General features: G+C 64.0%; 24 protein-coding genes. 11 read left to right on the top strand and 13 right to left on the bottom strand.

Annotated features, from left to right (window positions below):
• Positions 1-6: 6 nt before the first annotated feature.
• Positions 7-1,359: a D-serine ammonia-lyase gene (gene dsdA, locus NPS58_RS14855; protein ID WP_274116109.1), complete on the top strand. Its 1,353-nt coding sequence runs from the start codon at positions 7-9 to the stop codon at positions 1,357-1,359.
• A gap of 2 nt (positions 1,360-1,361) precedes the next feature.
• Positions 1,362-2,288, top strand: coding sequence for a DNA-binding transcriptional regulator DsdC (dsdC, locus tag NPS58_RS14850; protein WP_274116544.1), 927 nt, complete (start codon positions 1,362-1,364; stop codon positions 2,286-2,288).
• A gap of 11 nt (positions 2,289-2,299) precedes the next feature.
• Here dsdC and NPS58_RS14845 read toward each other — a convergent pair whose 3' ends face one another.
• The 5 genes from NPS58_RS14845 to NPS58_RS14825 form a co-directional block, all read right to left on the bottom strand.
• Positions 2,300-2,533 (bottom strand): Ada metal-binding domain-containing protein, encoded by a 234-nt coding sequence (locus NPS58_RS14845; protein WP_274116108.1) that lies wholly within the window; start codon positions 2,531-2,533, stop codon positions 2,300-2,302.
• Positions 2,530-3,051, bottom strand: coding sequence for a methylated-DNA--[protein]-cysteine S-methyltransferase (locus NPS58_RS14840; RefSeq protein WP_274116107.1), 522 nt, complete (start codon positions 3,049-3,051; stop codon positions 2,530-2,532). Before NPS58_RS14840 ends, NPS58_RS14845 begins: the two co-directional genes overlap by 4 nt.
• Positions 3,052-3,213: 162 nt before the next feature.
• Positions 3,214-3,897, bottom strand: coding sequence for a TIGR04211 family SH3 domain-containing protein (locus tag NPS58_RS14835; protein ID WP_274116106.1), 684 nt, complete (start codon positions 3,895-3,897; stop codon positions 3,214-3,216).
• A gap of 181 nt (positions 3,898-4,078) precedes the next feature.
• Positions 4,079-5,452, bottom strand: a complete 1,374-nt coding sequence (gene ppnN / locus NPS58_RS14830) for a nucleotide 5'-monophosphate nucleosidase PpnN (protein ID WP_274116105.1) — start codon at positions 5,450-5,452, stop codon at positions 4,079-4,081.
• 85 nt (positions 5,453-5,537) lie between these two features.
• On the bottom strand, positions 5,538-6,647 hold the full coding sequence (locus tag NPS58_RS14825; RefSeq protein WP_274116104.1) for a P1 family peptidase: 1,110 nt from the start codon (positions 6,645-6,647) through the stop codon (positions 5,538-5,540).
• Between the two features lie 176 nt (positions 6,648-6,823).
• Between NPS58_RS14825 and NPS58_RS14820 the strand changes: the two genes are divergently transcribed.
• The gene (locus NPS58_RS14820; protein ID WP_274116103.1) at positions 6,824-7,615 is read left to right on the top strand and encodes a helix-turn-helix transcriptional regulator; all 792 of its coding nucleotides are present in this window, start codon (positions 6,824-6,826) and stop codon (positions 7,613-7,615) included.
• A gap of 55 nt (positions 7,616-7,670) precedes the next feature.
• On the top strand, positions 7,671-8,294 hold the full coding sequence (locus NPS58_RS14815; protein ID WP_274116102.1) for a glutathione S-transferase family protein: 624 nt from the start codon (positions 7,671-7,673) through the stop codon (positions 8,292-8,294).
• A gap of 4 nt (positions 8,295-8,298) precedes the next feature.
• Here the strand turns inward: NPS58_RS14815 and ampC are convergent, their stop codons facing one another.
• Positions 8,299-9,465: a class C beta-lactamase gene (ampC, locus tag NPS58_RS14810; protein ID WP_274116101.1), complete on the bottom strand. Its 1,167-nt coding sequence runs from the start codon at positions 9,463-9,465 to the stop codon at positions 8,299-8,301.
• Positions 9,452-10,288 carry an AraC family transcriptional regulator gene (locus NPS58_RS14805; RefSeq protein WP_274116100.1) on the bottom strand — a complete coding sequence of 279 codons (837 nt, stop codon included), beginning with the start codon at positions 10,286-10,288 and terminating at the stop codon, positions 9,452-9,454. The genes ampC and NPS58_RS14805 overlap by 14 nt, the downstream gene beginning before the upstream one ends.
• A gap of 79 nt (positions 10,289-10,367) precedes the next feature.
• Between NPS58_RS14805 and NPS58_RS14800 the strand changes: the two genes are divergently transcribed.
• Entirely contained in the window at positions 10,368-11,369 is a 1,002-nt protein-coding gene (locus NPS58_RS14800; protein ID WP_274116099.1) for a bile acid:sodium symporter family protein, read from the top strand.
• 78 nt (positions 11,370-11,447) lie between these two features.
• On the top strand, positions 11,448-12,587 hold the full coding sequence (locus tag NPS58_RS14795; RefSeq protein WP_274116098.1) for a DUF1624 domain-containing protein: 1,140 nt from the start codon (positions 11,448-11,450) through the stop codon (positions 12,585-12,587).
• Between the two features lie 7 nt (positions 12,588-12,594).
• Here the strand turns inward: NPS58_RS14795 and NPS58_RS14790 are convergent, their stop codons facing one another.
• Complete coding sequence (locus NPS58_RS14790; RefSeq protein ID WP_274116097.1) at positions 12,595-13,320, bottom strand: DUF899 domain-containing protein; 726 nt, start codon at positions 13,318-13,320, stop codon at positions 12,595-12,597.
• A 937-nt stretch (positions 13,321-14,257) separates the two neighbouring features.
• Here NPS58_RS14790 and NPS58_RS14775 point away from each other — a divergent pair.
• Entirely contained in the window at positions 14,258-16,342 is a 2,085-nt protein-coding gene (locus tag NPS58_RS14775; RefSeq protein WP_274116096.1) for a putative bifunctional diguanylate cyclase/phosphodiesterase, read from the top strand.
• A gap of 4 nt (positions 16,343-16,346) precedes the next feature.
• On the opposite strand, the gene NPS58_RS14770 is transcribed toward NPS58_RS14775, so the two are convergent.
• Complete coding sequence (locus NPS58_RS14770) at positions 16,347-16,607, bottom strand: DUF1652 domain-containing protein (protein ID WP_028942088.1); 261 nt, start codon at positions 16,605-16,607, stop codon at positions 16,347-16,349.
• Positions 16,608-16,939: 332 nt separating this feature from the next.
• Between NPS58_RS14770 and NPS58_RS14765 the strand changes: the two genes are divergently transcribed.
• Positions 16,940-18,196, top strand: a complete 1,257-nt coding sequence (locus NPS58_RS14765; RefSeq protein WP_274116095.1) for a pyridoxal phosphate-dependent aminotransferase — start codon at positions 16,940-16,942, stop codon at positions 18,194-18,196.
• On the opposite strand, the gene NPS58_RS14760 is transcribed toward NPS58_RS14765, so the two are convergent.
• Genes NPS58_RS14760 through NPS58_RS14750 form a run of 3 tightly spaced genes read right to left on the bottom strand, consistent with a single transcriptional unit; the run spans position 18,122 to position 20,228 of the window.
• Positions 18,122-18,769: a DUF1345 domain-containing protein gene (locus tag NPS58_RS14760; RefSeq protein WP_274116094.1), complete on the bottom strand. Its 648-nt coding sequence runs from the start codon at positions 18,767-18,769 to the stop codon at positions 18,122-18,124. The two genes, NPS58_RS14765 and NPS58_RS14760, sit on opposite strands and share 75 nt — an antisense overlap.
• Before the next feature lie 57 nt (positions 18,770-18,826).
• Positions 18,827-19,993: an NnrS family protein gene (locus tag NPS58_RS14755; RefSeq protein ID WP_274116093.1), complete on the bottom strand. Its 1,167-nt coding sequence runs from the start codon at positions 19,991-19,993 to the stop codon at positions 18,827-18,829.
• Positions 19,980-20,228 carry a transmembrane sensor/regulator PpyR gene (locus tag NPS58_RS14750; RefSeq protein WP_274116092.1) on the bottom strand — a complete coding sequence of 83 codons (249 nt, stop codon included), beginning with the start codon at positions 20,226-20,228 and terminating at the stop codon, positions 19,980-19,982. Before NPS58_RS14750 ends, NPS58_RS14755 begins: the two co-directional genes overlap by 14 nt.
• Before the next feature lie 178 nt (positions 20,229-20,406).
• Here NPS58_RS14750 and NPS58_RS14745 point away from each other — a divergent pair, with 178 nt between their 5' ends.
• Positions 20,407-21,321 carry a site-specific integrase gene (locus NPS58_RS14745; RefSeq protein ID WP_274116091.1) on the top strand — a complete coding sequence of 305 codons (915 nt, stop codon included), beginning with the start codon at positions 20,407-20,409 and terminating at the stop codon, positions 21,319-21,321.
• Here NPS58_RS14745 and NPS58_RS14740 read toward each other — a convergent pair.
• Positions 21,318-22,328 (bottom strand): AraC family transcriptional regulator, encoded by a 1,011-nt coding sequence (locus NPS58_RS14740; RefSeq protein WP_274116090.1) that lies wholly within the window; start codon positions 22,326-22,328, stop codon positions 21,318-21,320. The genes NPS58_RS14745 and NPS58_RS14740 overlap by 4 nt on opposite strands.
• Positions 22,329-22,603: 275 nt before the next feature.
• On the opposite strand from NPS58_RS14740, the gene NPS58_RS14735 reads away from it, so the two are divergent.
• Both NPS58_RS14735 and NPS58_RS14730 read left to right on the top strand, forming a co-directional pair.
• Complete coding sequence (locus tag NPS58_RS14735; protein ID WP_274116089.1) at positions 22,604-23,170, top strand: RBBP9/YdeN family alpha/beta hydrolase; 567 nt, start codon at positions 22,604-22,606, stop codon at positions 23,168-23,170.
• A gap of 85 nt (positions 23,171-23,255) precedes the next feature.
• Positions 23,256-25,211, top strand: coding sequence for a DUF1302 domain-containing protein (locus NPS58_RS14730; protein WP_274116088.1), 1,956 nt, complete (start codon positions 23,256-23,258; stop codon positions 25,209-25,211).
• Positions 25,212-25,228 lie beyond the last annotated feature (17 nt).

Below are 25,228 nucleotides of genomic sequence, written 5' to 3'. Positions count from 1 at the left end.
ACCGCAATGCCGCTGGAAAAGACTGTCGACGCCTGGTGCCAGGATCATCCATTGATCGCAGACCTGGTGGCCTTGCGTGCAACCTGCTGGTTCAACCCCGCCGTCGCCCCGAGTGCCCAGGCCCTGGGCGATGTGCCGCTGGGCCCGGAGGATGTGCGCGAGGCCAGCGAGCGCTTGCAGCGCTTTGCGCCGTTCATAGCCTCGGCCTTTGCCCAAACCCGCGCCAGCCACGGCATCATCGAGTCGCCACTGCTGGCGCTGCCCGCCCTGCAGGGGGTGTTGCGCGCGGAGCATCGGTTGCCCGAAGGCGGCGCGTTGTGGCTCAAGGCCGACAACCTGCTGCCGATCTCCGGGTCGATCAAGGCCCGGGGCGGCATCTATGAGGTACTCAAGCATGCCGAGGACCTGGCACTGGCCGGGGGCCTGGTGCAGCCAGGCGATGACTACGCCGCGCTGGACAGCGACGCCGCACGGGCATTCTTCAGCCAGTACAGCATTGCCGTGGGCTCCACCGGCAACCTGGGGCTGTCCATCGGGATCATCAGTGCGCGCCTGGGTTTCAAGGCCACGGTGCACATGTCGGCCGACGCCCGGCAATGGAAGAAGGACCGCTTGCGCGCCCATGGCGTCGAGGTGCGTGAATACAGCGCCGACTACAGCGTGGCGGTGGAGCAGGGGCGCCAGGAGGCCGAGGCCGACCCGCGCTGCCATTTCGTCGATGACGAGAATTCACGCAACCTGTTTTTGGGCTACGCGGTGGCCGCCGAGCGTTTGCAGCGCCAGTTGCAGGCGCAGGGTATCGAGGTGGATGCCGAGCATCCGCTGTTCGTTTACCTGCCGTGCGGCGTAGGTGGCGGACCTGGCGGCGTCGCGTTCGGCCTGAAGCTGGTGTTCGGCGATGCCGTGCACTGCCTGTTCGCCGAGCCCACCCATTCGCCGTGCATGCTGTTGGGCGTTTACACCGGCCTGCACGACCAGGTGTCGGTGTATGACTTTGGCATCGACAACCACACCGCCGCCGACGGCCTGGCCGTGGGCCGGCCGTCGGGCTTTGTAGGGCGGGCGATGCAGCGCCTGATCGATGGCTATTACACGGTGGACGACGCCACCCTGTACCGCTTGCTGGCGCAGATGCAGGCTTGCGAGGGCCATGAACTGGAGCCCTCGGCACTGGCCGGTGTACCGGGCATGGTGCAGGTGCTGCAAGAACAGCAAGGCTATCGTCAGCGCCTGGGGCTCAGTGAAGCGCGCATGGCGCGGGCAACGCATCTGGTCTGGGGCACGGGCGGCAGCATGGTGCCGAGGGCGGAAATGGACGCCTACCTTGCCAAGGGCCGGGTTGAACTGGCCGGGCAGTGACCGTGTTCACCTTGCCGCCTCGGCTGAGTGCCCGCCTGACCAGCGCCCAGTTCGCCAACCTGCACACCTTCGCGGTCGCCGCCCGGCACCTGAGTTTTACCCGGGCGGCCGAGGAGTTGTGCCTGACGCCCAGTGCGGTCAGCCACCGCATCGCCCGCCTGGAGCAGGCGCTGGCGTTGCGCCTGTTCGAGCGCCTGACCCGGCGCATACGCCTGACGGTGGAAGGCGAGCGCTTGTATCGGCTGGTGCAGGGGCTGGTCGAGGACCTGGAGGAGGCCCTGCAACCGGACTCGACCTCCAGCGTCAGCGGTGCGTTGACGCTGTATGCCCGGCCGTCGATCACCCAGTGCTGGTTGGTACCGCGGCTGGCGGATTTCCAGCAGCGCTACCCGCAGATCAGCCTGGACATACGGACCGGCAACGAGGCCGTGGACTTTCGCGCCCGTCATATCGACCTGGCGTTGCTCTATGGCGATGGCGAGTTTCCCGGCCTTGCCAGCCACTTGTTGATGACCGAGCAAGTGGCCCCGGTGTGCAGCCGGGCGTATGCCGAGCGACACGGCTTGCTCGATGCCCCGGAACGCCTTGGCCAGTGCACCTTGTTGCACGATGCACTGGCCTGGGAGCACGCCGCCTTCGATGCCGAGTGGCAGCGCTGGGCCCGACAGCACCAGGTGCAACTGCCAAGCGCCGGCGTGACCTTTGATCGGGCCGATCTCTGCGCATTGGCGGCGAGCAACCATGCGGGTGTGGCAATGGGGCGCCAGCGGTTGGTGCAGCCGATGATTGACCAAGGGTTGCTGATATTGCCGTTGGGCGGCTTCGCGCCCACGCCGGGGCAGGGCTATTACCTGGTCCATCCGCCGCGTGACCCGGTACCGGTGCGGGTCAGGGTGATGCTCGACTGGTTGCAGGAGTGCGCCAGGTAGGAGCGGGCGTTTCAGTCGGGTTTGCAGACCTTGCAGGGCCGATAGCCTGCCGCCCTGGCTGTTTGTGCATCCAGGAAGAACACTCGCTGACTCACATAGCCGCCCCGGGCGATGGCCCGCAGCGCGCAAGGGCAATCCAGTCGGCCGTAGATCTTGCTGCGGCGATGTCCGCCCCATTGGCCGGGGCGATCGCTCAGGAAGAGAGTGCCGTCGGTGCCCAGCAGCCGCCATGGCCCGCTGCTCACGGGCAGGCCCGGCGTTCGTGTTCCAGTAGCCAGCGCTTGCGTTCAATGCCGCCGCCGTAACCGGTCAGCGCGCCTGCGCTGCCGATCACCCGGTGGCAGGGAATGGCCAGGCTGATCGGGTTCAAGGCATTGGCCAGCCCCACCGCTCGCGCCGCGCCGGGCTTGCCGATAGCGGCCGCGATTTGCCCGTAGGTGCGGGTTGTGCCCAGGGGAATCAGCCGCAGTGCCGTCCACACCCGCTGCTGAAAGGCAGTGCCGCCGGCATCGATCGCCAGCGCGTCGAGGGCCTGCAGGTCGCCGTCGAAATAGGCGCGCAGCGGATGGCTGAACTGCACCAGGTCCGCCGTTTCACGTAGCCTGAGGTCACTGCCAAAGCGTGTGTGGAGCAGCCGTAGCAGGCGTTTCTCAGGCTCGTCGAACTCCAGGCCGAGCAGTTGCTGGCCATCGCTGACGATCAGCACCTGGCCGATGGGCGCGGGCAGGGTGAGGCGGTTGAGCAGCAGCTCACGAGGTGTCATGTCCAACCCTCAATCCAACTGGGAATGTCCTGGCAGAGTAAGGGCAAGCCTGGGGTACCTCACTCCGATGTTTGCTCGCACATTCGAGGTGGCCTGCGAACAAGCCATGCATCCCTGTGGGGGCTCGTTCGCCAGCGATGAGGCCAGTGCAGTTGGCGCCGATCAGAACCAGCGATCATTGCGTTTACGGCCGCGGGTCAGGGCCAGCAGAATCAGGCCCGCCAGCAAACCGGCACCTGCAATCCCGCCGCCATACACCATGTAGCGCATCAGCACCTGTTTGTTCTCGTCGCCCAGGCGCGCCTGGGTGCTGCGCAGTTCCGCCTGGGTATCGGCAAGTTCGGCATTGAGTGCCTTGCTGCGGGTTTCCAGTTCATCGATCAGCGCCTTGCGCGAGTCCAGGGTCTCTTGCATGCCTTGCACGCGGGTCTTCCAACTGTCGTCGATGGTCTTGAGCTTTTCGCTCAGCTGGGTGACCTGCTCGGTCAACTGCGGTACGCGCTCGGCCTGGCCGGGAACGCCCTGCAGGTCGCTGCTGGGAATCCACACGGTATCGCCGGACTCGCCTCGCACCTGGCTGTAGTTGCCCTGGGTGGTGAGCAAGGTGACCTTCTGCCCGGACTTGAGGTTGCCAACGATGCGATGGCCATCGGTAGGACCGCTGCGCACGTAGGTGGTCAGGCTGTCACTGACCCAGCGCTCGTTGCCGGGGGTTTCTTCTGCGTGCAGCGCGCCTGAAAGGCTAAGCAAGGCGCCGAGCATGCCGACGGCCAGCCTGGTGCGTGGGCGGTTGAAAAGGGAGGAACGGGGGGCGAGCGCCGCAGGTACAGGACGAGAGATAGGCATGGTGGTCTTCGCGTGAAATAAAAAATAAAAGCCCGCTGACTGGGCCGGTGAACATGGGCGTGCGCGCAAGCCGCCAGCTGAAAGACCACTTTTATGTAGGCTGGTTCACTGAAGAGTGTAGGAAAATGGCAGCAAATATTGCGGACACCGGCTGTGTCCGCAATAAAGGAGTGGCTGTGGATCAGCTCACCACACGGTAGCAGGGCACATATTCGGCGCCCCCCGGGAGCTTCATGCGGTGCTGGGCAACGAAGGCTTCCAGCAGTTTGCCCAGGGGCTGCATCACCACCGGGTCGCCGTGGATTTCGTAGGGACCCTTTTCTTCGATCAGGCGAATACCGTTGTCCTTGACGTTGCCGGCGACAATCCCCGAGAACGCACGGCGCAGGTTGGCGGCCAGTTCATGGGCGGGCAGGTCGCGGCGCAACTGCAGGCTGGCCATGTTCTCGTGGGTCGGATCGAAGGGACGCTGGAAGCCTTCTTCGATTTTCAGCAGCCAGTTGAAGTGGAAGGCATCGGCACGTTCGCGGCGGAACTGCTTGACCTCCCTGAGCCCCTCGACCATCTGTCGGGCCACTTCGGCCGGGTTGTCGATGATGATCTGGTAGTGGCTTTGCGCCTCTTCACCCAAGGTCGCGCCGACGAAGGCGTGCAACTGCTGCAGGTACGGCTCGGCGCTTTTCGGCCCGGTGAGGATGACCGGGAAAGGCAGGTCGCGGTTGTCCGGGTGCATGAGAATGCCCAGCAGGTACAGGAACTCTTCGGCGGTACCAGCGCCACCGGGGAAGATGATGATGCCGTGGCCGACACGTACAAAGGCTTCCAGGCGCTTTTCGATATCGGGCAGGATCACCAGCTCGTTGACGATCGGGTTGGGGGCCTCGGCGGCGATGATCCCGGGCTCGGTCAGGCCCAGGTAGCGGCTACCGCTCATGCGCTGCTTGGCGTGGGCAATGGTTGCGCCTTTCATCGGGCCCTTCATCACACCCGGGCCGCAACCGGTGCAGACGTCCAGCTTGCGCAGGCCCAGCTCGTGGCCGACCTTCTTGGTGTACTGGTACTCCTCGGTGCTGATCGAGTGACCGCCCCAGCACACCACCATTTTCGGCTCTACGCCCGGGCGCAGGGTGCGGGCGTTGCGCAGCAGGTGGAAAACGTAGTCGGTGATGCCCTGGGAGCTTTCCAGGTCGATGCGCTGGCTGGCCAGTTCGCTTTCGGTGTAGACGATGTCGCGCAGGGCGCTGAACAGCATCTCGCGGGTGCTGGCGATCATCTCGCCATCGACAAAAGCGTCGGCCGGTGCATTGAGCAGTTCCAGGCGCACACCGCGATCTTGCTGGTGTATACGCACCTCGAAGTCCTTGTAGGCTTCGAGGATGGTCTTGGCGTTGTCGACATGGGCGCCGGTATTGAGGATTGCCAGGGCGCATTGGCGGAACAGGGTATACAGGCTGCCGGAACCGGCTTCACTCAGTTGCTGAACTTCACGTTGAGACAGTGTTTCAAGGCTGCCTTTTGGGCTTACAGAGGCATTGATGACTTCACGTTGGGGCATTCTGGGTTTCCTGTGAGCGGGTAAACGTCCATCTTCCGAACACCACCATACCGACAAATTGTCGCAGCAACGAGAGGCTTTATGCTCAAGCGCGGTTCTGTGCCTTCCAGCCGACCGCGTGCAGGGCCTCGAGCAGTTGGTCAGGCTTGAGTGCCAACGCCTGGTTGCCATTGGCTTCGAGGTCGGTGGCCGCGAGCATTGCGTTCAGGATGGCTTCTTCCACGGCTTCGGCGGCTGCGCAGAACAGGGCCGAGATGTGGTCGTTGTTGACCATTTGCACCGTGGTGGTGGGCACCCCGGGACGGCCGACGTTGGTGACTGGCAAGTCGCTGTTGCCGACCGAGAAGGCGACGAAAATGTCGCCGCTGGAATCCTCCGTGCCGCCGCCTGCCCGTGCCAGCCCGACGCTGGCACGCTGGGCCAGGCGGGTGCATTGGTGGGGTAGCAGGGGGGCATCGGTGGCCAGGGTGACCACAATCGAGCCCATGCCGGCCTCGCCGACGTTCGCAGCGCCGCGAAACGGCGAAGGCAGCGCACCCAGCACGCGACCAACCGGGTAGCCGTCTACCCGCAGCGCGTCGCGCACACCGTAGTTGGCCTGCACCAGTGCCCCGACGGTCCAGCCACCGATTCGGGTGTCCAGTACCCGCGACGAGGTGCCGATGCCGCCCTTGAACTCATGGCAGATCATCCCCGTGCCGCCCCCTACGCAGCCTTCGGCCACCGGCCCCGAACGGGCATCGGCCAAGGCCGCCTGAACGTGTTCGGCGGTGACGTGCTGGCCCCAGATGTCGTTGAGCACACCGTCGTAGGTTTCCAGCACCGTCGGCATGCACCAGTAGGTACGCTGCTTGCCTGGCTCGCGCTCGGCGGCCACCAGCGCGTCGCGAACCACGCCGACGCTGTGGGTGTTGGTGTAGGCGATCGGCGTGGTCAACAGCCCGGCCTCGCGGATCCACTCAAGGCCGGTGGCGTCACCGTTGCCATTGAGCACATGGACTCCGGCGAAGCAGGGCTGCAGGTGCGCAGGAACCGGCCGGGGCTCGATCACCGTGACGCCGGTGTGCACCGCCAGTTCGCCGCCTTCACGGTGGACCGTGTGGTGGCCTACACGCACGCCGGGTACATCGGTGATGGCGTTGTGCTCGCCGGGATGGCACATGCCGATACGAACGCCCAAGTCACGAATACGCATTGTTTGACTGCTCCATCGAAAAGTTTGCAAGGCCTGCCCCGGCGGCTGCGCCCTGGATCATGCCGCGCATGACAAACCGGGCGGGCTGCCGCAATACTGCGTGCAGGTGGGCAGAGTCTAGGAACTTGGCCTGCCATTGGCGATTACCCCCAGTCGTTACCCCCCAGGAGTTATTGGTGCAGAGCCTATTCGAAACAACCGCCCATCATCACGGGCTGGCCAAAGTGATCGAGCAGTTGGGCCAACCGGGTTTCTGGCATCAGGTACTGACCTTGCTCAACCAGATGATGCCCTTCGACAACGGGCTGGTGATCCACACCGAAGCCGATGGCGTACCCCGTGTGCTGGCCGAGTTCGACCGCGGGTTCAGCGACACGCCATCGCCCATGCCCCTGTACCTGAATGGCCTCTACCAGCTGGATCCCTTTATCCAGGCCATGCACGAGGGGTTGGCCGATGGGGTCTACCGCATGGAAGAAGTGGCCCCCGACGAATTTCGCAAGAGCGACTACTTTCAGAACTACTTCCGCTCGGCCATCGGCGAGGACGAATTGCAACTGATCCTCAACCTGGCGCCCGGGAAAATGCTGGCGATCTCGGTGGGCGCCAAGCAGCGTTTCGAGACCGCGCACCTGGGCCAGATGACCACCTACGCCCCCTGGCTGATGGCCCTGTTGCGCCAGCACTGGCGCCTGCAGCACCCGGCCCAGGAAGACATCGGCCACGTCACCCCGGTGGAGCGCGCGCTCGAGCAATTCGGCAGCGACACCCTGTCGGCCCGTGAACTCGAGATCGCCCGCCTGGTGCTGCGCGGCAACTCCAGCAAGGCGATTGCCAAGCGCCTGGCCATTTCGCAGGAAACGGTCAAGGTGCATCGACGCAACCTGTACGCCAAGCTGGGGGTGTCTTCGCAGTCGGAATTGTTCAGTTTGTTCTTGCAGCGGCTGGGGCAGCAGGAGGGGGAGTAGATCGAGGGTGACCACTTGTGCTCATATCCGACCGACAAACCCGCAGGAGTGAATGATGCTACGGATACTGGGCAAGGCTTCATCGATCAATGTGCGCAAGGTGCTGTGGACATGCGCCGAGTTGAACCTGGACTTCGAGCGTGAAGACTGGGGCTCGGGTTTCCAGTCGACCCATGACGAGCGCTTCCTGGCACTCAACCCCAACGCGATGGTGCCGGTGATCCAGGACGGTGACTTCGTGTTGTGGGAGTCCAACAGCATCATCCGTTACCTGGCCAACCGCTACGGCGGCGAGCACCTGTATCCGCCGGCGCCACGACTGCGGGCGCGGGTTGACCAATGGATGGACTGGCAGGCCACCGACCTCAATGGCTCGTGGAGCTATGCCTTTCTCTCGCGGGTTCGCCAGTCGCCCGCGCACCAGGACCCCGAAGCCCTGGCGACAGCCTGTCGCAACTGGGCGCGCAACATGACCCTTCTTGATCGTCAACTGGAGAGCACGGGTGCGTATGTCAGTGGCGATGCATTTTCCCTGGCCGATATCCCCATTGGGCTCTCGGTCAACCGCTGGTTCCAGACTCCGATCGACCATCCTCCGTTGCCCGCCGTGCAGGCCTATTACGACCGCTTGAACGGGCGTGAAGGCTACCGCTTGCATGGGCGTAACGGCACCCCGTGACAGCCTAGCGGTCCACTGCGCCGAGAATCGCGTGGGCCGCTTTTATCCGTTCGGCGTTGGGGTAGTTCCTGTTCGCAAGCATTACCAGGGCGATGTTCTTCGACGGCACAAACGCCACATAGGCGCCAAAGCCATTGGTTGAACCGGTCTTGTTCAGCCAGGTGGCGGGCTGCGGCGGGCGAGCGGGGTTGAGCCAGGCCACCGGTTGCGGCTCCAGGGCCATTTCGGTCGTGTTGCCCTTGAGCAGGTGATCAAGGGAAACCGGGTAGCGATACATTTCCCAGCCCAGGCCCTGGATCATCTCGCCTACCTGGTAGTAGCCGGTCTGGGTGATGGCCAGGGCGCGCTCAAGCACCGGACCCTGGGCCTTGGGCCGCATATTCAGCTCCAGATAATGCAGCAGGTCGGCCGAGGTGGTCTTCAGGCCATAGGCTTCGGCGTCCAGCGGCCCTGGGCCGACGCGCACGGGTTGGTCGTTCTTGTCGTAGCCCTGGGCGTAGTGGCTCGTCTGCTCGGCGGGCACCTGGACAAAGGTGTGCTGCAAGCCCAGTTGCGGCAGCAGCTGCTTTTGCATGAGGTCGGCAAACGGCGCGTTCAGGCTCCTGGCCGCAAGGTACCCGAACAGCCCCAGGCTGGGGTTGGAGTACAGCCGGTGGGTGCCGGGTGCATAGTCGGCTTTCCAGTGGCTGTAGTAGTCGAGCAGCCCGGCAGGGTCCTTGACCGTGTCGGGAAACTGCAGTGGCAGGCCGCCAGCCGTGTAGGTGCCCAGGTTGAGCAGGGTGATGCCATCGAACGCCGTACCCTTGAGGGCCGGCCAGTGCTTGCTGGCTGGATCGCCGAGCGACAGTGCGCCATTGGCCTGGGCGTACGCGGCCAGGGTGGCGGTGAAGGTCTTGCTTACCGAGCCGATCTCGAACAGGGTGTCGGTGGTGACGGGCTGGGCGGTTTGCCGCGAGGCGACGCCATAGTTGAAGTAATGCTGCTTGCCCTCTACCGAGAGCGCCACCGCCATGCCGGCAATCGCCTGCTGCTGCATCAAGGGCCCGATGGCGGCACTGACGGTCGACTCCAGCTGCGCATCGGAGAGGGCGGCAAGGGCAGGGCCTGCGCCGAGCATCAGGGTGACAGCAGCCAGAACCTGGGGCAAGGACCTGCTTTTAGGGTGTTTCATCGGCTGAAGCCTCATCTGTATCGTTGCTGTGATGTCGAAAGAACGCCCCCGGCGGCTGACCGAACTGTTTACCGAAGGCAGCAATGAAGGCCGACAGCGAATCGTAGCCGCAGGCCAGGGCCACATCGGTCACCCGCTCGCCGCGCTCCAGGGGCGGTAGCGCGCTCAACAGTCGCATGCGCTGGCGCCAGAGCCGAAAGCTCAGCCCCGTCTCGCGCTGAAACAACCGGCTCAGCGTTTTCTCCGACACCCCTTCGCGCAGTGCCCAGTCGTTCAGGCCGGTGGGCGCATCCGGCTGTGCCTGAAGGTGGGCGCACAGTGCGCGCAGGCGGCTGTCGTGGGGCATGGGCAGCATCAACTGCTGCTCGCACGCCACGGCCAGTTGGTCGACCAGCACCTGGACCAGACGGCCGTCGGCGCCGCCTGGATCGTAATGCACCGGCAGTTCGCTGAAGGTGCGGATCAGCTCGCGCAACAAGGGATTGATCGCGACGACCCGGCATTGCGCGGGCGACCAGTCGCGCGGCGCGTGCTCCAGGTACAGGCTGCGCAGACAGGTCTCGCCGCTGCAGCTGACCCGATGCGGGACGTGCGCCGGCACCCACACCGCGCGTTGCGGCGGGACGAGGTAGAAGCCATCGTCGGTATGCACTTCAAGCACGCCGCCAATGGCATGGGACAACTGCCCCCAGGGGTGCGCATGGCGGTAGCCCAGGACGATGTTCGGCAACGTCTGGATATGGCCATAGACCGGACGCGGCAGTTGGGTCAGGTGTTCGAGGGCCTGGGGCTCGGGCTGGGTGGGTTGTCCGTTTGGCGACACTGGTGGGGTTCTGGCGTTAGTGAAGAACGTGCAAAGACCTTATCGTCTGCCGCGCCACAATAACAAGTCAGGATTGACCATGAAGTACTTGCGGATGCTGTTCGACAATTTCACCCTGGCCCTGCTCGGGGTGATCCTCATTGCCACCTTGTTGCCGTGCGAGGGTACGGGGGCCGTGCTGTTCGGCGGCTTGACCAACCTGGCCATCGGCCTGTTGTTCTTCCTGCACGGCGCCAAGCTGTCCCGCGAGGCAGTGGCTGCCGGCGCCGGACATTGGCGCCTGCATCTGCTGGTATTTGCCTGCACGTTCGTGATGTTTCCGCTGCTCGGCATGGCGCTCAAACCGCTGGTGCTGCCCCTGGTGGGGGACGAGTTGTACCTGGGCGTACTCTACCTGTGCGCGTTGCCGGCGACGGTGCAGTCGGCCATTGCCTTTACGTCGCTGGCCCGCGGCAACGTGCCGGCGGCCATTTGCAGTGCGGCGGCCTCCAGCCTGATCGGTATCGCACTGACGCCCCTGCTGGTGATGCTGTTGATGGGCGTGGAAGGTGACACCGGCTCGAGCCTGGATGCGGTGTTCAAGATTGTCCTGCAGTTGCTGGTGCCCTTTGTCGCCGGGCAACTGGCACGGCGCTGGATCGGTCAATGGGTGGCACGCAACGCCCGCTGGCTGAAGATCGTCGACCAGGGTTCGATCCTGCTGGTGGTGTATACCGCTTTCAGCGATGCGGTGGTCAGCGGCCTGTGGCAGTCGGTGCCGCCGATGCGCCTGGCCGGCCTGGTGCTGGTCTGCTGCCTGCTGCTGGCGGTGGTGTTGTGGTGCACGGGCGCATTGGGGCGCTGGTTGGGATTCAGTGTCGAAGATCGCATCACCATTCTGTTCGCCGGCTCGAAAAAGAGCATGGCCACCGGCGTGCCGATGGCCCAGGTGCTGTTTGTCGGGGGAGGTATTGGCGCGATGATCCTGCCCTTGATGATCTTCCACCAGATTCAGCTGATGGTGTGTGCGGTCCTGGCCCAGCGCTATGCTGCCCGCAAGGACGAGCCGCGCGCCAGCGAGGCGAATCAGCCTGTGCTGTAGAGTTGCTTCGTGCGGCCAGGCAAAGTGGTAACGATATAGTGTTACATTGTGTCGTTATCCTTTGCCGTGAGCCTGCGTATGCCTCCCAGCCAAACCCGCCTGCAATCGATCGACGCCTTGCGCGGTCTGGTGATGTTGTTCATGTTGCTCGACCACGTGCGCGAGACGTTCTTCCTGCACCGCCAGGTCGGCGATCCAATGGACGCCCTGACCGTCGCCCCCGAGCTGTTCTTCACCCGGTTGCTCAGCGCCCTGTGTGCGCCTGTGTTCATCTTCCTGACAGGCCTGTCGGCCTGGCTCTACAGCCAGAAGCACAGCCGCGCCGACACCTCGCTGTTTTTGCTCAAGCGCGGGGTGTTCCTGGTGCTGCTGGAACTGACCCTGGTCAACCTCGCCTGGAACGGCACCTTGCTGCCGCAGACCCTGTGGCTGCAGGTGATCTGGTGCATCGGTGCGTGCATGATCGTGCTGGCGGTGGCCTTGCACCTGCCGCGGGCGCTGTTGCTGGTGATCGGCGCGGTGATCGTGGGCGGGCACAACCTGCTCGATGCCCTGGTACTGGCTCCGGATTCACCCTGGTTCGCGCCGTGGGCGATCCTGCACCAGCGTGATTTCATCGACCTGGGCATTACCCGTGCGCGTACCACCTACCCGGTGTTGCCGTGGATTGGCGTGATTCTGCTGGGCTGGGGGATAGGCCCCTGGTTCGCGTCCACCCGCGGACCGCGACGGCGCCTTGCGCTGCTGAGCGGGTGGGGGCTTGGCTTGCTGGTGGCGTTCGTTGCCTTGCGCCTGCTCAACGGCTACGGCGAGCGCCCCTGGGTTGCCAGCGGCGACACGCTGCGTACCACCATGAGTTTTCTGAGCGCACGCAAGTATCCGCCTTCGTTGATGTTCCTGCTGCCGACCCTGGGGATGTGCCTGGTGTTGCTGGTGGTGCTCGAGCGCTATCAGGCGCGGCGCTGGGTGCCCTTGCTGGCACTGTTCGGCGCCGCGCCGATGTTTTTCTACCTGTTGCACCTGTACGTACTCAAGGCGCTGTACCTGATGGCGGTGGGCCTGTGGGGGCTGAACCAGGGCCAGCACTTCGGTTTCGAGCAGGTCAGTGGCGTATGGCTGTGCAGCCTGGTGCTGGCGTTGCTGCTGTATGCCCCGACGCGCTGGTTCGCAGCGCTGAAACAGCGACGTCGGGACCTGGCCTGGCTCAAGTACCTCTGAGCCGTTGTCAGTCGTGGCAGCAATGGGCGGTGTCGCTTGCCCCTTCATAGCGGTCATGATGACGGACCCAGTCCATGGTGCCTTCCTCGTTGCGGCCCTTGGGCATCAGGTCGAGGAAGTTGTAGGCGCCCACCAGGATGTCCAGGCCGCGGGCGTAGCTGGAGTAGGTATGGAAAATCGTGCCATCGGCGTCGCGATAGAACACACTCAGGCCCGGCAGTTCGGTTTCGTCGCCCGCGTAGGGTTCGTAGTTGTACTGGCTGTTGCCGTCGTCGCTGACACTGACCCCGAAGGCCTGGTTGAAGGTACTGCCATGGGACGACACCCAGGGGAATTTCCAGCCCATGCGTTGCTTGAACCCCTGGAACTCGGCGAATGGCGCCCGCGACACGGCGACCAGTGACACATCGTGATGGGCCAGGTGCAGGTTGGCGCCGTCGAAGTGATCGGCCAGGAACGAACAGCCGCCGCAGCCTTCGTCCCAGCCGTCAGCGAACATGAAGTGGTACACCAGTAGCTGGCTGCGACCGGCGAACAGATCGGCCAGGCTCAAGCGGCCTTGGGGGCCTTCAAAACTGAAGTCCTGATCGACCCGGACCCAGGGCAGGGCGCGACGCGCCTTGCTCAACTCGTCACGTTGGTGGGTCAGGGCCTTTTCGTGCAGCAACAACTGGCGGCGGGCGGCGAGCCACTCGCTGCGCGAGACCACCTGGGGATTGCGATAGTTGTCCATGGGTACGCTCCGGCGGGGAATGTAAGGATGGTCGTTCGCCGCCAGCGCGAATCGACAGTGCCGGACAAAGGGCTGATGAACGGTGTAGGAGCGGGCTTGCCCCGCGATAGCAATCGTTCAGTCATATTGCATCGCGGGGCAAGCCCGCTCCTACCTGCACCCCATCCGATACCCACCCCCCGCAACGCCCTCATGCAAAGCCGCTTGCAGATGGGCATAAAGCCGATTGGCTTCCTCTGTCTCGATTGACCGCGAACTGTCGCGCAGCACCACGCGAAGCAGCACATTCTCCTGGCCCGGCAACAGCCCCAGGCGTTCGATCGCCTGGTCGGGCAACTCATTCTCAGACCACCGTCCCTTGATCTGCATTTCCGCTGCCCAGCGTTATTTCGTCCGGGCTGTAGCCCAACAAGCGTGTGGGGTTGGGGTGGCTTCCGGCAGGTCTTCTATTTCGAGTGCGAGCTTAAGTCTGTCAGCGGGAATGCAGTTTTTCATAGGCAAGGCGATCCTGTATGCAGCTGTTGAGTGCGCGAGTTCAATCGGTTTGACTTAAGAAGTTATGCGTGTGTTCTCGTGGAGGTAATGGTTGGTGTAAATAGAGAGATTTCGAACGCCATTGACTATAGCTTCAACGCTCAGATGAATGAGGGCATCGAGGGTATTCATGTTGCAATTGGCGACGGCTCTACTGGTTACCACATTGATTTTTTGAGCCCTTCAATAAGGGTATTTTTTGGAGAGGACGGAGCGCATCGATTCGGTGTTCAATGACCACCTTCGTGTTCCGTCAAGGCCGGCCCGAAGTGAGCGCACGCTCGAAACGGTACTCTCCTTTTCTCCCCCTAAAACCCCGTGCGTTTCGCCAAAGCTTGAGTACAATCATCGGCTTTTCTCCGGGCCGACCCAGTGCCCGGTTTCAAGGGTTGTGGAAGGCCTCATGCTGATCGGTAGTTACTCTTCTTCGCTGGTGTTGATTTCCCTGTGCGTGGCCATTCTTGCGTCTTATACCGCGCTCGACCTGACCGGTCGCATCGCCACGGCCAAGGGCCGTGCGGTGTACATGTGGATGACCGGTGGCGCGTTGGCGATGGGGGTGGGGGTATGGTCGATGCACTTCATCGGCATGCTCGCCTTCAGTTTGCCGATCCAGCTGGGCTATGACCTGGCCCTGACCTTGTTGTCGTTGCTGATCGCCGGCCTTTCTTCGGGTTTTGCCTTGTGGCTGGTCAGCCAGCCAAGCCTGCCCTGGATGCAATTGGGGCTGGGCTCGCTGGTGATGGGGGCCGGGATCAGCAGCATGCATTACACCGGTATGGCGGCATTGCAGATGCAGCCTGGGATCGACTACGACCCGCAGTTGTTTGCATTGTCACTGGTCATTGCGGTGGGCGCTTCGGCCGCGGCGTTGTGGATCGCCTTCCGGCTGCGCCAGCAAACCCTCTATGTGCGACAGATCCGGGGCGCTGCCGCGGTGGTCATGGGGGTGGCGATTGTCGGGATGCACTACACCGGCATGGCGGCGGCGAACTTCCCTGAAGGCAGTTTCTGCGGTGCGTTGGGCAATGGCCTGAGCGGTGACGGCCTGGATTACCTGGTGTTGATCACCACTCTGTCGGTACTGGCGGTGGCGCTGCTGACCTCGGTGCTCGATGCGCGCCTGGAGGCGCGTACCGCAGCGCTGGCGCAGTCTTTGACCCTGGCCAACCAGGAGCTCACCCAGCTGGCCCTGCACGACACCCTGACCGGCTTGCCCAATCGCACGCTGCTGGCCGATCGCATCGAGCAGGCGATCAGCAAGGTAACGGAGCAGGGCGGCTGCTTTTCGATGATGTTCATCGACCTGGATGGCTTCAAGCCGGTCAACGATGCCTTCGGGCACCACATGGGCGACCTGCTGCTCAAGGAAGTGGCGTTGCGCTTGCGCGGCCACTTGCACAGCCAGGACACCCTGGCCCGCATCGGTGGCGACGAATTCGTGCTGCTGGTGGAGTTGCAGGAGCCCGACGATGCCGTGGGGGTCGCGGCCAAGCAGGTCAACCTGATTTCCCGTGCGTTTCGCGTGGCCGAGCAGAACCTGCAGATCTCGGCGAGTATCGGCATCGTCCTGTATCCGGGCAACGGCACCGACCAGCACGAGCTGTTGCGCAATGCCGATGCGGCGATGTACCACGCCAAAAGTGCCGGCAAGAATGGCTACAGCTTCTTCGATGTGTCGATGAACAGCAACGCGCGCCTGCAATTGCAATTGCTCCAGGACCTGCGCATGGCGCTGGAGCAGGGGCAGTTCCGCCTTTACTACCAGCCCAAGTTCGATGCCCAGAACTGCCAGCCGATCGGTGCCGAGGCGCTGCTGCGCTGGGAGCATCCCCAGCATGGCTTGCTGTTGCCGGACCGCTTTATCGTCCTGGCCGAGAAGACCGGCCTGATCATCCCCATCGGCGAATGGGTGCTCGATGAAGCGTGTCGGCAGATGCGTGCCTGGATCGACCAGGGGCACGCCGACTGGCGCATGGCGGTCAACCTGTCGGCCATCCAGTTCTGTCATGCCGGGCTGGTAGAGAGTGTGGCGCGGGTGTTGGCCCGGCACCGACTCCCGGCCAACAGCCTGACCCTGGAAATCACCGAGACCACCGCCATGCGCGATGCCGATGCGAGCATGGCGGTGTTGCAGCAGCTGTCGGACATGGGCGTGGATCTGTCGATCGACGATTTTGGCACCGGCTATTCGAGCCTGATGTACCTCAAGCGCTTGCCCGCCAACGAATTGAAGATCGACCGCGGCTTTGTGCGCGATCTTGAGCAGGACAGCGACGATGCCGCGATCGTCTCGGCAATTGTCGCACTGGGGCAGGCGCTGGGCTTGCGGATTGTGGCCGAGGGTGTGGAGACCGACCGTCAGCAGAACTTCCTGACGCGCCTTGGCTGCGATTCACTGCAAGGGTACTTGCTCGGCCAGCCCATGCCGGCCGAGCGTTTTATCGTCGATATCGAGCGTGCGCGCACGGCGATGGCGGTGAATTGAACGTCTAGCCGACCGCGCGCAGGTTACAGGAAGGCTCGAAGGCGTCGAGTTCGGCCTCGACCGCTTCGATGATGCGTTCGACATCGGCAGCCGGCATCACCGTGGCGCAGGGAATGCCGGCGATGGCCAGTAGCGTTTCACCGGTGGCGCGGTCGAACAGGCGGGCAACCATGCTGCGCGGCGCGTCCATGCTGGCCTCGAACCCCAGCGGATGAAAATGCCAGCGCATCACCTGGCAAGCGTTGGGAAACGTAAGTTTGTTCATGCCGGCCTCCTTGTAGGGTGAACAACAGGGTGATCGGGTCGAGGTGGGTGCAGGCCCTGGGACCTTGCGAGAATCCTAAACATAGCACTGCTGGCGGCAGTGTCTGCCCGTGCCGATGACCTTTTTGCGATTCTTTGAACCACGTCTCGGTCGCGGTGCCGCAGGCCTGGATGAACGGCCTGCAACGGCAAACGTTTGCCGGCAAAGATTCCCCGGGTGGGCCTTGGCCGTTCTGCTATTTTTACCGGCAGTCGGCTGGGATGCTTGCCTGGGAAACTTTCAGACAAACGGCCAGAACAACGGCGCGCCAGGTTCAGTCAAGGAGACCCGCCATGCGTTATTCCGCGCTCACCCAACATATCGCCGGTGACGGCGCTGCTGCCTGGAATATTCACTACCGCGCGGTCGAACTGCAAAGCCAGGGGCGCGAGATCTTTCTGCTGTCGATTGGCGATCCGGACTTCGACACCCCGCCACCCATCGTCGAGGCGGCCATCGACAGCCTGCGTGCAGGCCGTACCCATTACGCCGATGTACAGGGCAGTCCGGGCTTGCGCCGGGCTATCGCCGCCCATCAAACCCGCCAGAGCGGCCAGCCGGTCGCTGCGCAGAACGTGGTGGTGCTGGCGGGGGCGCAGTGTGCGTTGTATGGCGTGGCGCAGTGCCTGTTCAATCCGGGCGACGAAGTGATTGTCGCCGAGCCCATGTACGTCACCTACGAAGCGGTGTTCGGCGCCTGTGGCGCCCGGGTGGTGCCGGTGGCGGTCAAGCCGGAGCAGGGCTTTCGCGTCGACCCTGCCGATGTGGCCGCGCGCGTCACGCCGCGCACCCGTGCACTGTTGTTCAACAGCCCGCACAACCCGACGGGTGCCAGCCTGCCCCGGTCCACCTGGGAACGCTTGGCGCGGATCTGCATCGACCACGACCTGTGGCTGATCAGCGATGAGGTATACAGCGAGCTGCTGTTCGAGGGCGAGCACTTCAGCCCGGCCAGCCTGCCCGGCATGGCCGAACGCACGGCGACCATCAACAGTCTTTCCAAGTCCCATGCCATGGCGGGCTGGCGGGTAGGCTGGGTGATCGGTCCCCAGGCGCTGGGCGCGCACCTGAGCAACCTTGCACTGTGCATGCTGTATGGGCTGCCGGACTTCATCCAGGATGCGGCGCAGTTGGCACTGGAGCAGGACCTGCCCCAGGTGCGGCAGATGCGCGATACCTACCGCGAGCGCCGCGACCGGGTGTGTGCGAGCCTGGCCGGTTGCCCCGGGGTGCGGGTCCACACGCCTGACGGCGGCATGTTCGTGATGATCGATATTCGTGAAACGGGGCTGGGCGCCCAGGCGTTCGCCGAGCGCCTGCTGGAGGAACACGGGGTGTCGGTACTGGCGGGCGATGCCTTCGGGCCCAGCGCCGCCGGGCACCTGCGTCTTGGCCTGGTGCTCGACAGCGAGCGCCTGGAGCAGGCCTGCCGGCGCATCGCCGTGTGCGCCATGCAAGTGCTGGAAGGCCAGGCATCAATTGAGCAAGGCGGCCGCCATGTTGATGGTAAAGCCCAGTATTGCGGTGTTGAACACAAAGCCTACCAATGAATGGGCCAGCACCACCCGGCGCATGCTACGCCCGGCAACCCCCACATCCGAGGTCTGCACCGCCACGCTGAGGGTGAAGGAGAAGTAGTGGAAGTCCCAGTAGTCGGGGTGGCGTTCGCCATCGGCGAAGCGCAGCAACGGCGAGGGCGCGGTGGTGGTGTAGAACAGGTGGGCGTAGTGCAGGCTGAAGATGGTGCCGATCAGCAGCCAGGATCCGGCCACGGTGAAACCGGTAAAGGCGTAGTGCGCAAGGTTGGGGCCGTCACTCTGTGCGGCGCCGGCCACCAGTTGCAGGGTCACCGCCGCCAGGCTGGCGATCGCGGCAATGCTGACGGTGAACAGCACCAGGCCCGCGTTCTCGTCCTCGATGCTGGCGACCTTGCGCACCTTGTCGGGGTTGGCGCTCAGGGTCAGCCACAGGATCAGCAGCAGATACAACCAGACCCCGATGTTCCAGCCGATCAGTACGTGTTCGATCCAGTCATTTGCCGGTACCAGCCAGCCGCCCACTACACCGGTGAGGGCGGCGAGACTCAGGCGCGGGTGGCTGCGGGACAGGCGGTGAAAAGCCATGGGGCCTCTGCATAAAGGGGACTCCGGCAACTGTAGCCCATGTGGCCGCGCCGGGGCTCAACCCTGCTGGCCATCCACCCGCGCCGCGCAGAGAATCGGCGCGTAGTGGCGCACGAACAACGCGAACGCCAGCACCCAGCAGAGTGCCGAGAGGCCCAGCCCCCAACTGCTGAAGGGCACCAGGCCGATCCGCAGCAGCGCCGCCAGTTGTACCAGGACAAAGGCGCCGACAATCGCCGCCGGTACCTGCAGGGGCCTGCCGGTGTGGCCGAGGCTCACCCGTGCCATCATGGCCACGATCATCGCGCTCATGGCGCCGACGCTCAGGGCATGGCTGGCCAGGCTCTGGTTCAGGCCCAGCCCCAGGTGCCAGGCCGCCATGCCCAGGCTCGCCAGCAGCAGCCACAGGTACGCCAGGTGCAGCGACCACAGCAGCGGTACCTTGCGCACCCCCGGTGCGTACCAGCGCCTCAGCCGCAGTCCGTGCAAGACGCTGAGCAGCAGGAAGGCGCCGGCCATCGGCAGCGTCGGCACCTGGTTGAAGCCAGCCGCGGTCAGCAGCGCCACGCCCAGGCTGACGACCAGGGTCAGGCGCTCCAGCCAGGGCCTGGCCGCCGGCTGCGTAGCCAGCCCGAGGCCGCGCTGGGTAAAAAAGGGAATGACCCGCCCGCCAAGCACGGTCATCAATGCCCCGATCAGCCACAACCCGGCCAGTGTGCCGCGCCGTTGCAGTGCCTCGTCAGCCTGCAGCAGGCCTGCCAGGGCCAGCCACTGGCAGCCGGCGAGCAGCAGCACCATGACGATGATCGGATAATTGTTGCGCAGTTTGCGGCGGATGATCGGCCGGGCCAGTGTCAGCGCCACCAGCGGCAGGAACATTGCCTGCAGCACGACCAGCGCGGGCAAGGGCAGGGGGCTGAACCAGGCCAGGCGCGCCGCCAGCCAGACCAGCACCAGCGCCAGCAGCGGGCGCCCCTTGAGCCCGGGCAGGCCGCTCCAGTTCTGCACCGCAGTGAGCAGGAAGCCGGCAATGATTGCCGCGCCAAAGCCGAACAGCATCTCGTGCCGGTGCCAGGCCAGCATCCCGCCGCCCGGCGCAAGGCCAATCGCCCCTGTCAGCCAGAGGGCCCAGAGCAGGATCGCCAGCAGCGCGAAGACGCTGCCGGCGAGAAAGAACGGGCGAAAGCCCAGTCGCCAGAGTGGCTGTTGTTCAAGCCAGTGCATGAGGGCACTCCTTGTGCAGTTGATGTTGGGCGACCAGGCGCAATACGTACCCAACCTTGAGCAGGGTCGGCCCGAGGATCACCAGGCTGTGGCCCAGTACCTGGGTGGCAATCGCCAGGCGAGCCTGCCAGCCGTAGGCGAGCAACAGACCAACGGTCAGCAGGGCGAGGCCGGCCAACAGCAGGTAGCTAGACAGCAGCAACAGGCGGCGGGGGTGACTGAACAGGGTGGCCATGATTTTGCCCTCAATCGATTCCGGTAGGACTGATGAGGTAACATCACGAAACGTGCCAGGTATAAACCTGTTGTCTATCAAGGGCCTGGTCATGATGTGGGTCATTTAGACCCTGGTCGATTCAAGTCAAAATGACCTGATGCAGTCATTATGACTTCAGTTTTACAGGATTTCCGGTTTGTCCGATTCACTGCACAACCCCTTGCTGCAATACCTCGCCCGTTTGGCGCCTTCCAGCCAGCTGACCATGAAGTACATCCTCCAGGATGCCGCCGACCGGCTGGGTTTCGAGGATTGCGACATCGTCGAGGTGCCCTGGCACCAGCTTGAACCGGGTCATGTCACGGCACTGGTTGCCGCCTTGCGGTCCGACGGCTATGCCCCCAACACCTCTTCGCTGTACGTCAACGCCGTGCGCGGGGTGATGAACGAGGCCTGGCGCCTGGGCCTGATCGACCAGGAACAGTTGTTGCGCATCCGCACGGTCAAGCCGACCCAGGGCAGCCGCCTGCCCACCGGGCGCAACCTCAAGCGCAGCCTGATCCGCGAACTGATGGATGCCTGCGCCGCCGACCCTCGTCCGCAGGGGTTGCGCGATGCCGCGGTGATCGCCTTGCTGTATGGCACCGGCATGCGCAAATCCGAGTCGGTCAACCTGAGCCTCGCCCAGGTCGATTTCCACGAGCGTAGCCTGCAGGTCCTCGGCAAGGGCAACAAGCAACTGATCAAGTACGCGCCCACCTGGGCGTTCGACAAGCTCAACGCCTGGCTGGCCTTTCGCCGCGAGCACCTGCCAGAGGGCCAGGCTGACGACGATTTCCTCTTCAATCGCATCCGCCGTGGCAGCCACATCACCCGCGAGCGCATCACCAAGCATGCGATCTACTACATTGCCCGCCAGCGCGGCACCCAGGTGGGGGTCAAGATCATGCCGCACGATTTTCGCCGCTCGTTCATCACCCGGGTGATCGAGGAGCACGACCTGTCGATCGCACAAAAGCTGGCCCACCACACCAATATCCAGACTACCGCCAACTACGACATGCGCGATGACAACGAGCGCCGGCGTGCCGTCGACCGCTACGACTACTAGCGCATCTGCACGCCATGTTGGGCCCGCCAGGTGGCCGGCGGCATGCCGAACTGGGCGATGAACCAGCGGGTGAAGGAGCTGGGCATCGAGTACCCCAGCATGTCGGCTATGCGCCCCAGTGAATAGTTGGGGTTTTCCAGGTAGCGGATCACCAGGTCGCGGCGCACGCCATTGATCAGGTCGCTGAACGTGACGCCGATTTCCTCCAGGCGCCGTTGCAGGGTGCGCACGTTCATGCCCTGGGTCTGCGCCACCTGTTCGATGGTGGCGCGGCCCATGGGCAGCAGCAGGTAGATCGTCTTGCGCATTTCCAGTTCCAGCGACAGCTTGCCGCCTGCCTGCAAGGTATCCAGGTAGCGCTGCGCCAGTCGTGCCATGGCCTCGTTGGCCAGCGGGTTGGCGGTGTCCAGGTCGGCCGCCGGGCAGACGATGCCGTTGAACTCGCTGCCAAACACCAGCTTGCAACCGAAGATGCGTCGGTGGATCGACAGGTCGGCGGGGGCGGCGTGGGTGAAGTTGGCGCTGATCGGGTGCCAGTGAGCGCCCAGCAGCGCGGCGCACAGGCGCAGCATCACACCGATGGCCAGCTCGATGGACTGGCGTCCCCGGTGGGGCAGGTCGCTGACCACTTCTTCGCGAATGATCACGGTCTTGCCGGCTTCTTCTATATGAATGGCCAGGGCGTCATTGAGCAAATGACGGTACTGCACGATCACTTGGAGGGCATCGCGCAGGGTACGCTGGTGGCTGAGCAGCAGGCTTATTTCGCCGAAATCCGACAACTGACGCAGCTCGGCCATGCGCAGGCCGAAGGTTTCACAGCCACTGGCCTGGGCAGACTCTTCCAGCAGGGTGATGACACTGGCAACGGGCAGGCGCTGGTTGGGGTCGTCGAGCAGCGCGGCGCTCAGGCCCACCTGGGCCAGCAAGGCATGGGGATTGAGCCCCAGGTGGCGGGATACTTCCAGGTAGTTGGTCAAGCTTGCAGCACGTACGAGGGCGGTCATTTTATTGTTTTCCACGCATTCTCATCAGGCGACCCGCTTCTGTGGCGGGTCGCTTCTTATAGCCTGTGTGTCGTCAAATGAGAAGCCGTTTTCTGCCCGGCGGTGTGACGCAAATGGCCGGTGTACTGGCGGTTCGGTCGCCTGCCTTCGCGTTTGTCATCAAATGAAAAGTCACTGACGCTCAATGTAAAGCGCCTGCGAGGAGGGGTGATTACTGTGGCTCCAGAAACGCTCGCCAACACTCGCGAGCGGACTGTCTTGAGCAAGGTGCCGACGTGGAAAAACTGCATACCGCCGCTACTGTCCTGATCGTTCCCGGCCTGCGTGATCATGTGGCCGAGCATTGGCAGACCTTGCTCCAGGCCCGCCTGGCCAAGGTGCGTTCGGTGCCGCCGCTGCAGGTCGACGGGCTCGATTGCAACGCCCGGGTCGAGGCGATCCAGCGTGAGCTCGAGCAGATCGACGGCGATGTGCTGCTGGTGGCGCACAGCGCCGGTGTGCTGATGGTCGCCCACTGGGCGGCACGCTATCAGCGGCCGATCAAGGGCGCGCTGCTGGCGGCGCCCCCGGACCTGGCGGCGCACTGGCCTGCCAACTACCCAAGCCCCGACACCCTGCGCAGTCATGGCTGGAGCCCGCTGCCGAGCGCGCGACTGCCATTTCCGAGCATCGTCGCGGCCAGCAGCAACGATCACCTGGCCAGCCTCGAAGCCGCCAGCGCCATGGCCCGCGGCTGGGGCAGCCAGTTGCTCGAGCTGGGCGCGGTCGGTCACCTCAACCCCGCGTCGGGGTTCGGTCCCTGGCCCAAGGCCGAAGCCCTGATTCACATGCTGGACCGCTGAGTCCGGCGCACCGCACGGATGCTCGACCAACACCCGCACATGACGGGTGAAGAAAAAAACAATAACAATAAGTGGAGTCATCGCAATGCCAAAACATCGCACTCACCGTGCTGTGAACCCACAGCGCTGCCTGCTGGCCTGCGCCATCAGCCTGCTCGCACTGCCTGGTGCCCAGGCATTCGAAGTCGATACCGGCAGTGAAGACTGGGCCGTGCGTCTGGACAACACCGTCAAGTACAACTACGGCGTACGCACCGAAAGCGCCGACAAGCGCATGCTCGCCACCCCGAACAACAACGATGGCGACTACAACTTCCGCAAGGCCGGCACCACGGTGACCAACCGGGTCGACCTGCTGACCGAGCTGGACGTGATCTACCAGGGCAACATGGGGTTTCGCGTCAGTGCCGCCAGCTGGTACGACAAGGCCTACGACAACACCGGTTCCAATTCCAACCCCTTCGTCAACGGCAATGGCGACACTTCCGGCATCAACCCGAGCCTCAATGGCCTGCCAGGTACCGGTACGCCACTGGGCAGCCCGCACCTGAGCAACTACGCCCAGCGCTACTACAGCGGCCCATCCGGCGAAGTGCTCGATGCCTTCGTGTTCATGCGCACCGACATCGGCGAAAACTCGCAACTGAGCGGCAAGCTGGGCCAGCACAACCTGTTCTGGGGCGAAACATTGCTCAACCCGGTCCACTCGCTGAGCTACGGCCAGTCGGGCCTGGACCTGGCAAAGCTCGCGGCATCGCCCGGCACCGAAGCCAAGGAGCTGTTCGTGCCGCGCAATCAGCTGTCGACCTCGTTGCTGGTGAACCCGGAATTGACCATCGGCGCGCAGTACTTCCTCGACTGGAATGCCGCCCGCTTGCCTGAAGCGGGTACCTTTTATGGCGGTTCGGACCTGGTGGGCGAGGGCGCCCAGAGCTTTCTGCTCGGCCATACCGGCACACCGGGGCTGATCCCGGTGCAAGGCGCGCTGACCAGCATCCGCCGTGGCCACGACCTGACCCCGGACAAACGCGGCGATTGGGGTGTCATGGCCAAGTGGTCGCCGGAGTGGCTGGGCGGCACCCTGGGCTTCTACTACCGCAAAACCTCCGAGATCCTGCCGCAGGCCTGGCTCGATACCCGCGGCCTGACCGTCGCCCGTGGGCCGTTCGGCAACCCGCCGGCGAGTTTCCAGGGGGCGGTGGGCAACCTCTACAACTCGCTGCAAACCCCAACCTATCAGTTCGCGTATGCCGACAACATCGACGTTTATGGCCTGAGCCTGTCCAAGGACGTGGCCGGCATCAGCGTTGGCAGTGACCTGAACATCCGTCACAACATGCCACTGGCGAGCATTCCGGCGCTTGTCAGCGCACCCGGTAGCGGCGGCCTGGGCGGCGGTTTTGGCCTGCTGCCACCGCGCCTGCCCAGCAGCGGCGTGGTCTACGACGTGCCCGAGGATGGCGACGGCATGAGCGCCACCGGCCAGACCCTGCACTGGACCCTCAACGGCCTGATGACCCTCGGCGATACACCGCTGTTCGACAGCGCCACGCTGCTGGGCGAGTTGTTCTACAGCAACCTGCTCAAGCTCGATGGCCACAACGAGGCCCTCTACAAGGGCAAGAGCAGCTACCGCGGCATCGACAAGCCCACCCGTGACAACTGGGGCATCGCCGTCAACTTCACCCCGACCTGGTACCAGGTGGTGCCCGGTGTCGACCTGAGCATGCCGTTGTCGATCAACATGGGGCTCGACGGTGTCTCGCCCGTGCAGGGCGGTGGCGCCGAAGACACCGGCAACTACGCCGTGGGCGTCAGCGCTGCGGTGTACAACCAGTATTTCGTCGACCTCAAGTATGTCGACGGCTTTGGCAAATCCCAGTCGTGCAATAACGGCCAGACCGATGGCACGACCCCCAATGCCCTGGACGGCGAGCAGGACTACACCTGCTACGGCGGCGGGTACGCCTCGTTCTCCGGCGGTGCAGCCACCACCGAGGACCGTGGCGCGCTCTACCTGACCCTCAAGACCACCTTCTGAGTCCGTCTTCCACAGAC

The sequence above is a fragment of the Pseudomonas putida genome, assembly GCF_028682455.1.
Lineage (GTDB): Bacteria > Pseudomonadota > Gammaproteobacteria > Pseudomonadales > Pseudomonadaceae > Aquipseudomonas > Aquipseudomonas putida_AA.
This window is presented reverse-complemented; position numbering and strand designations above follow the sequence as displayed.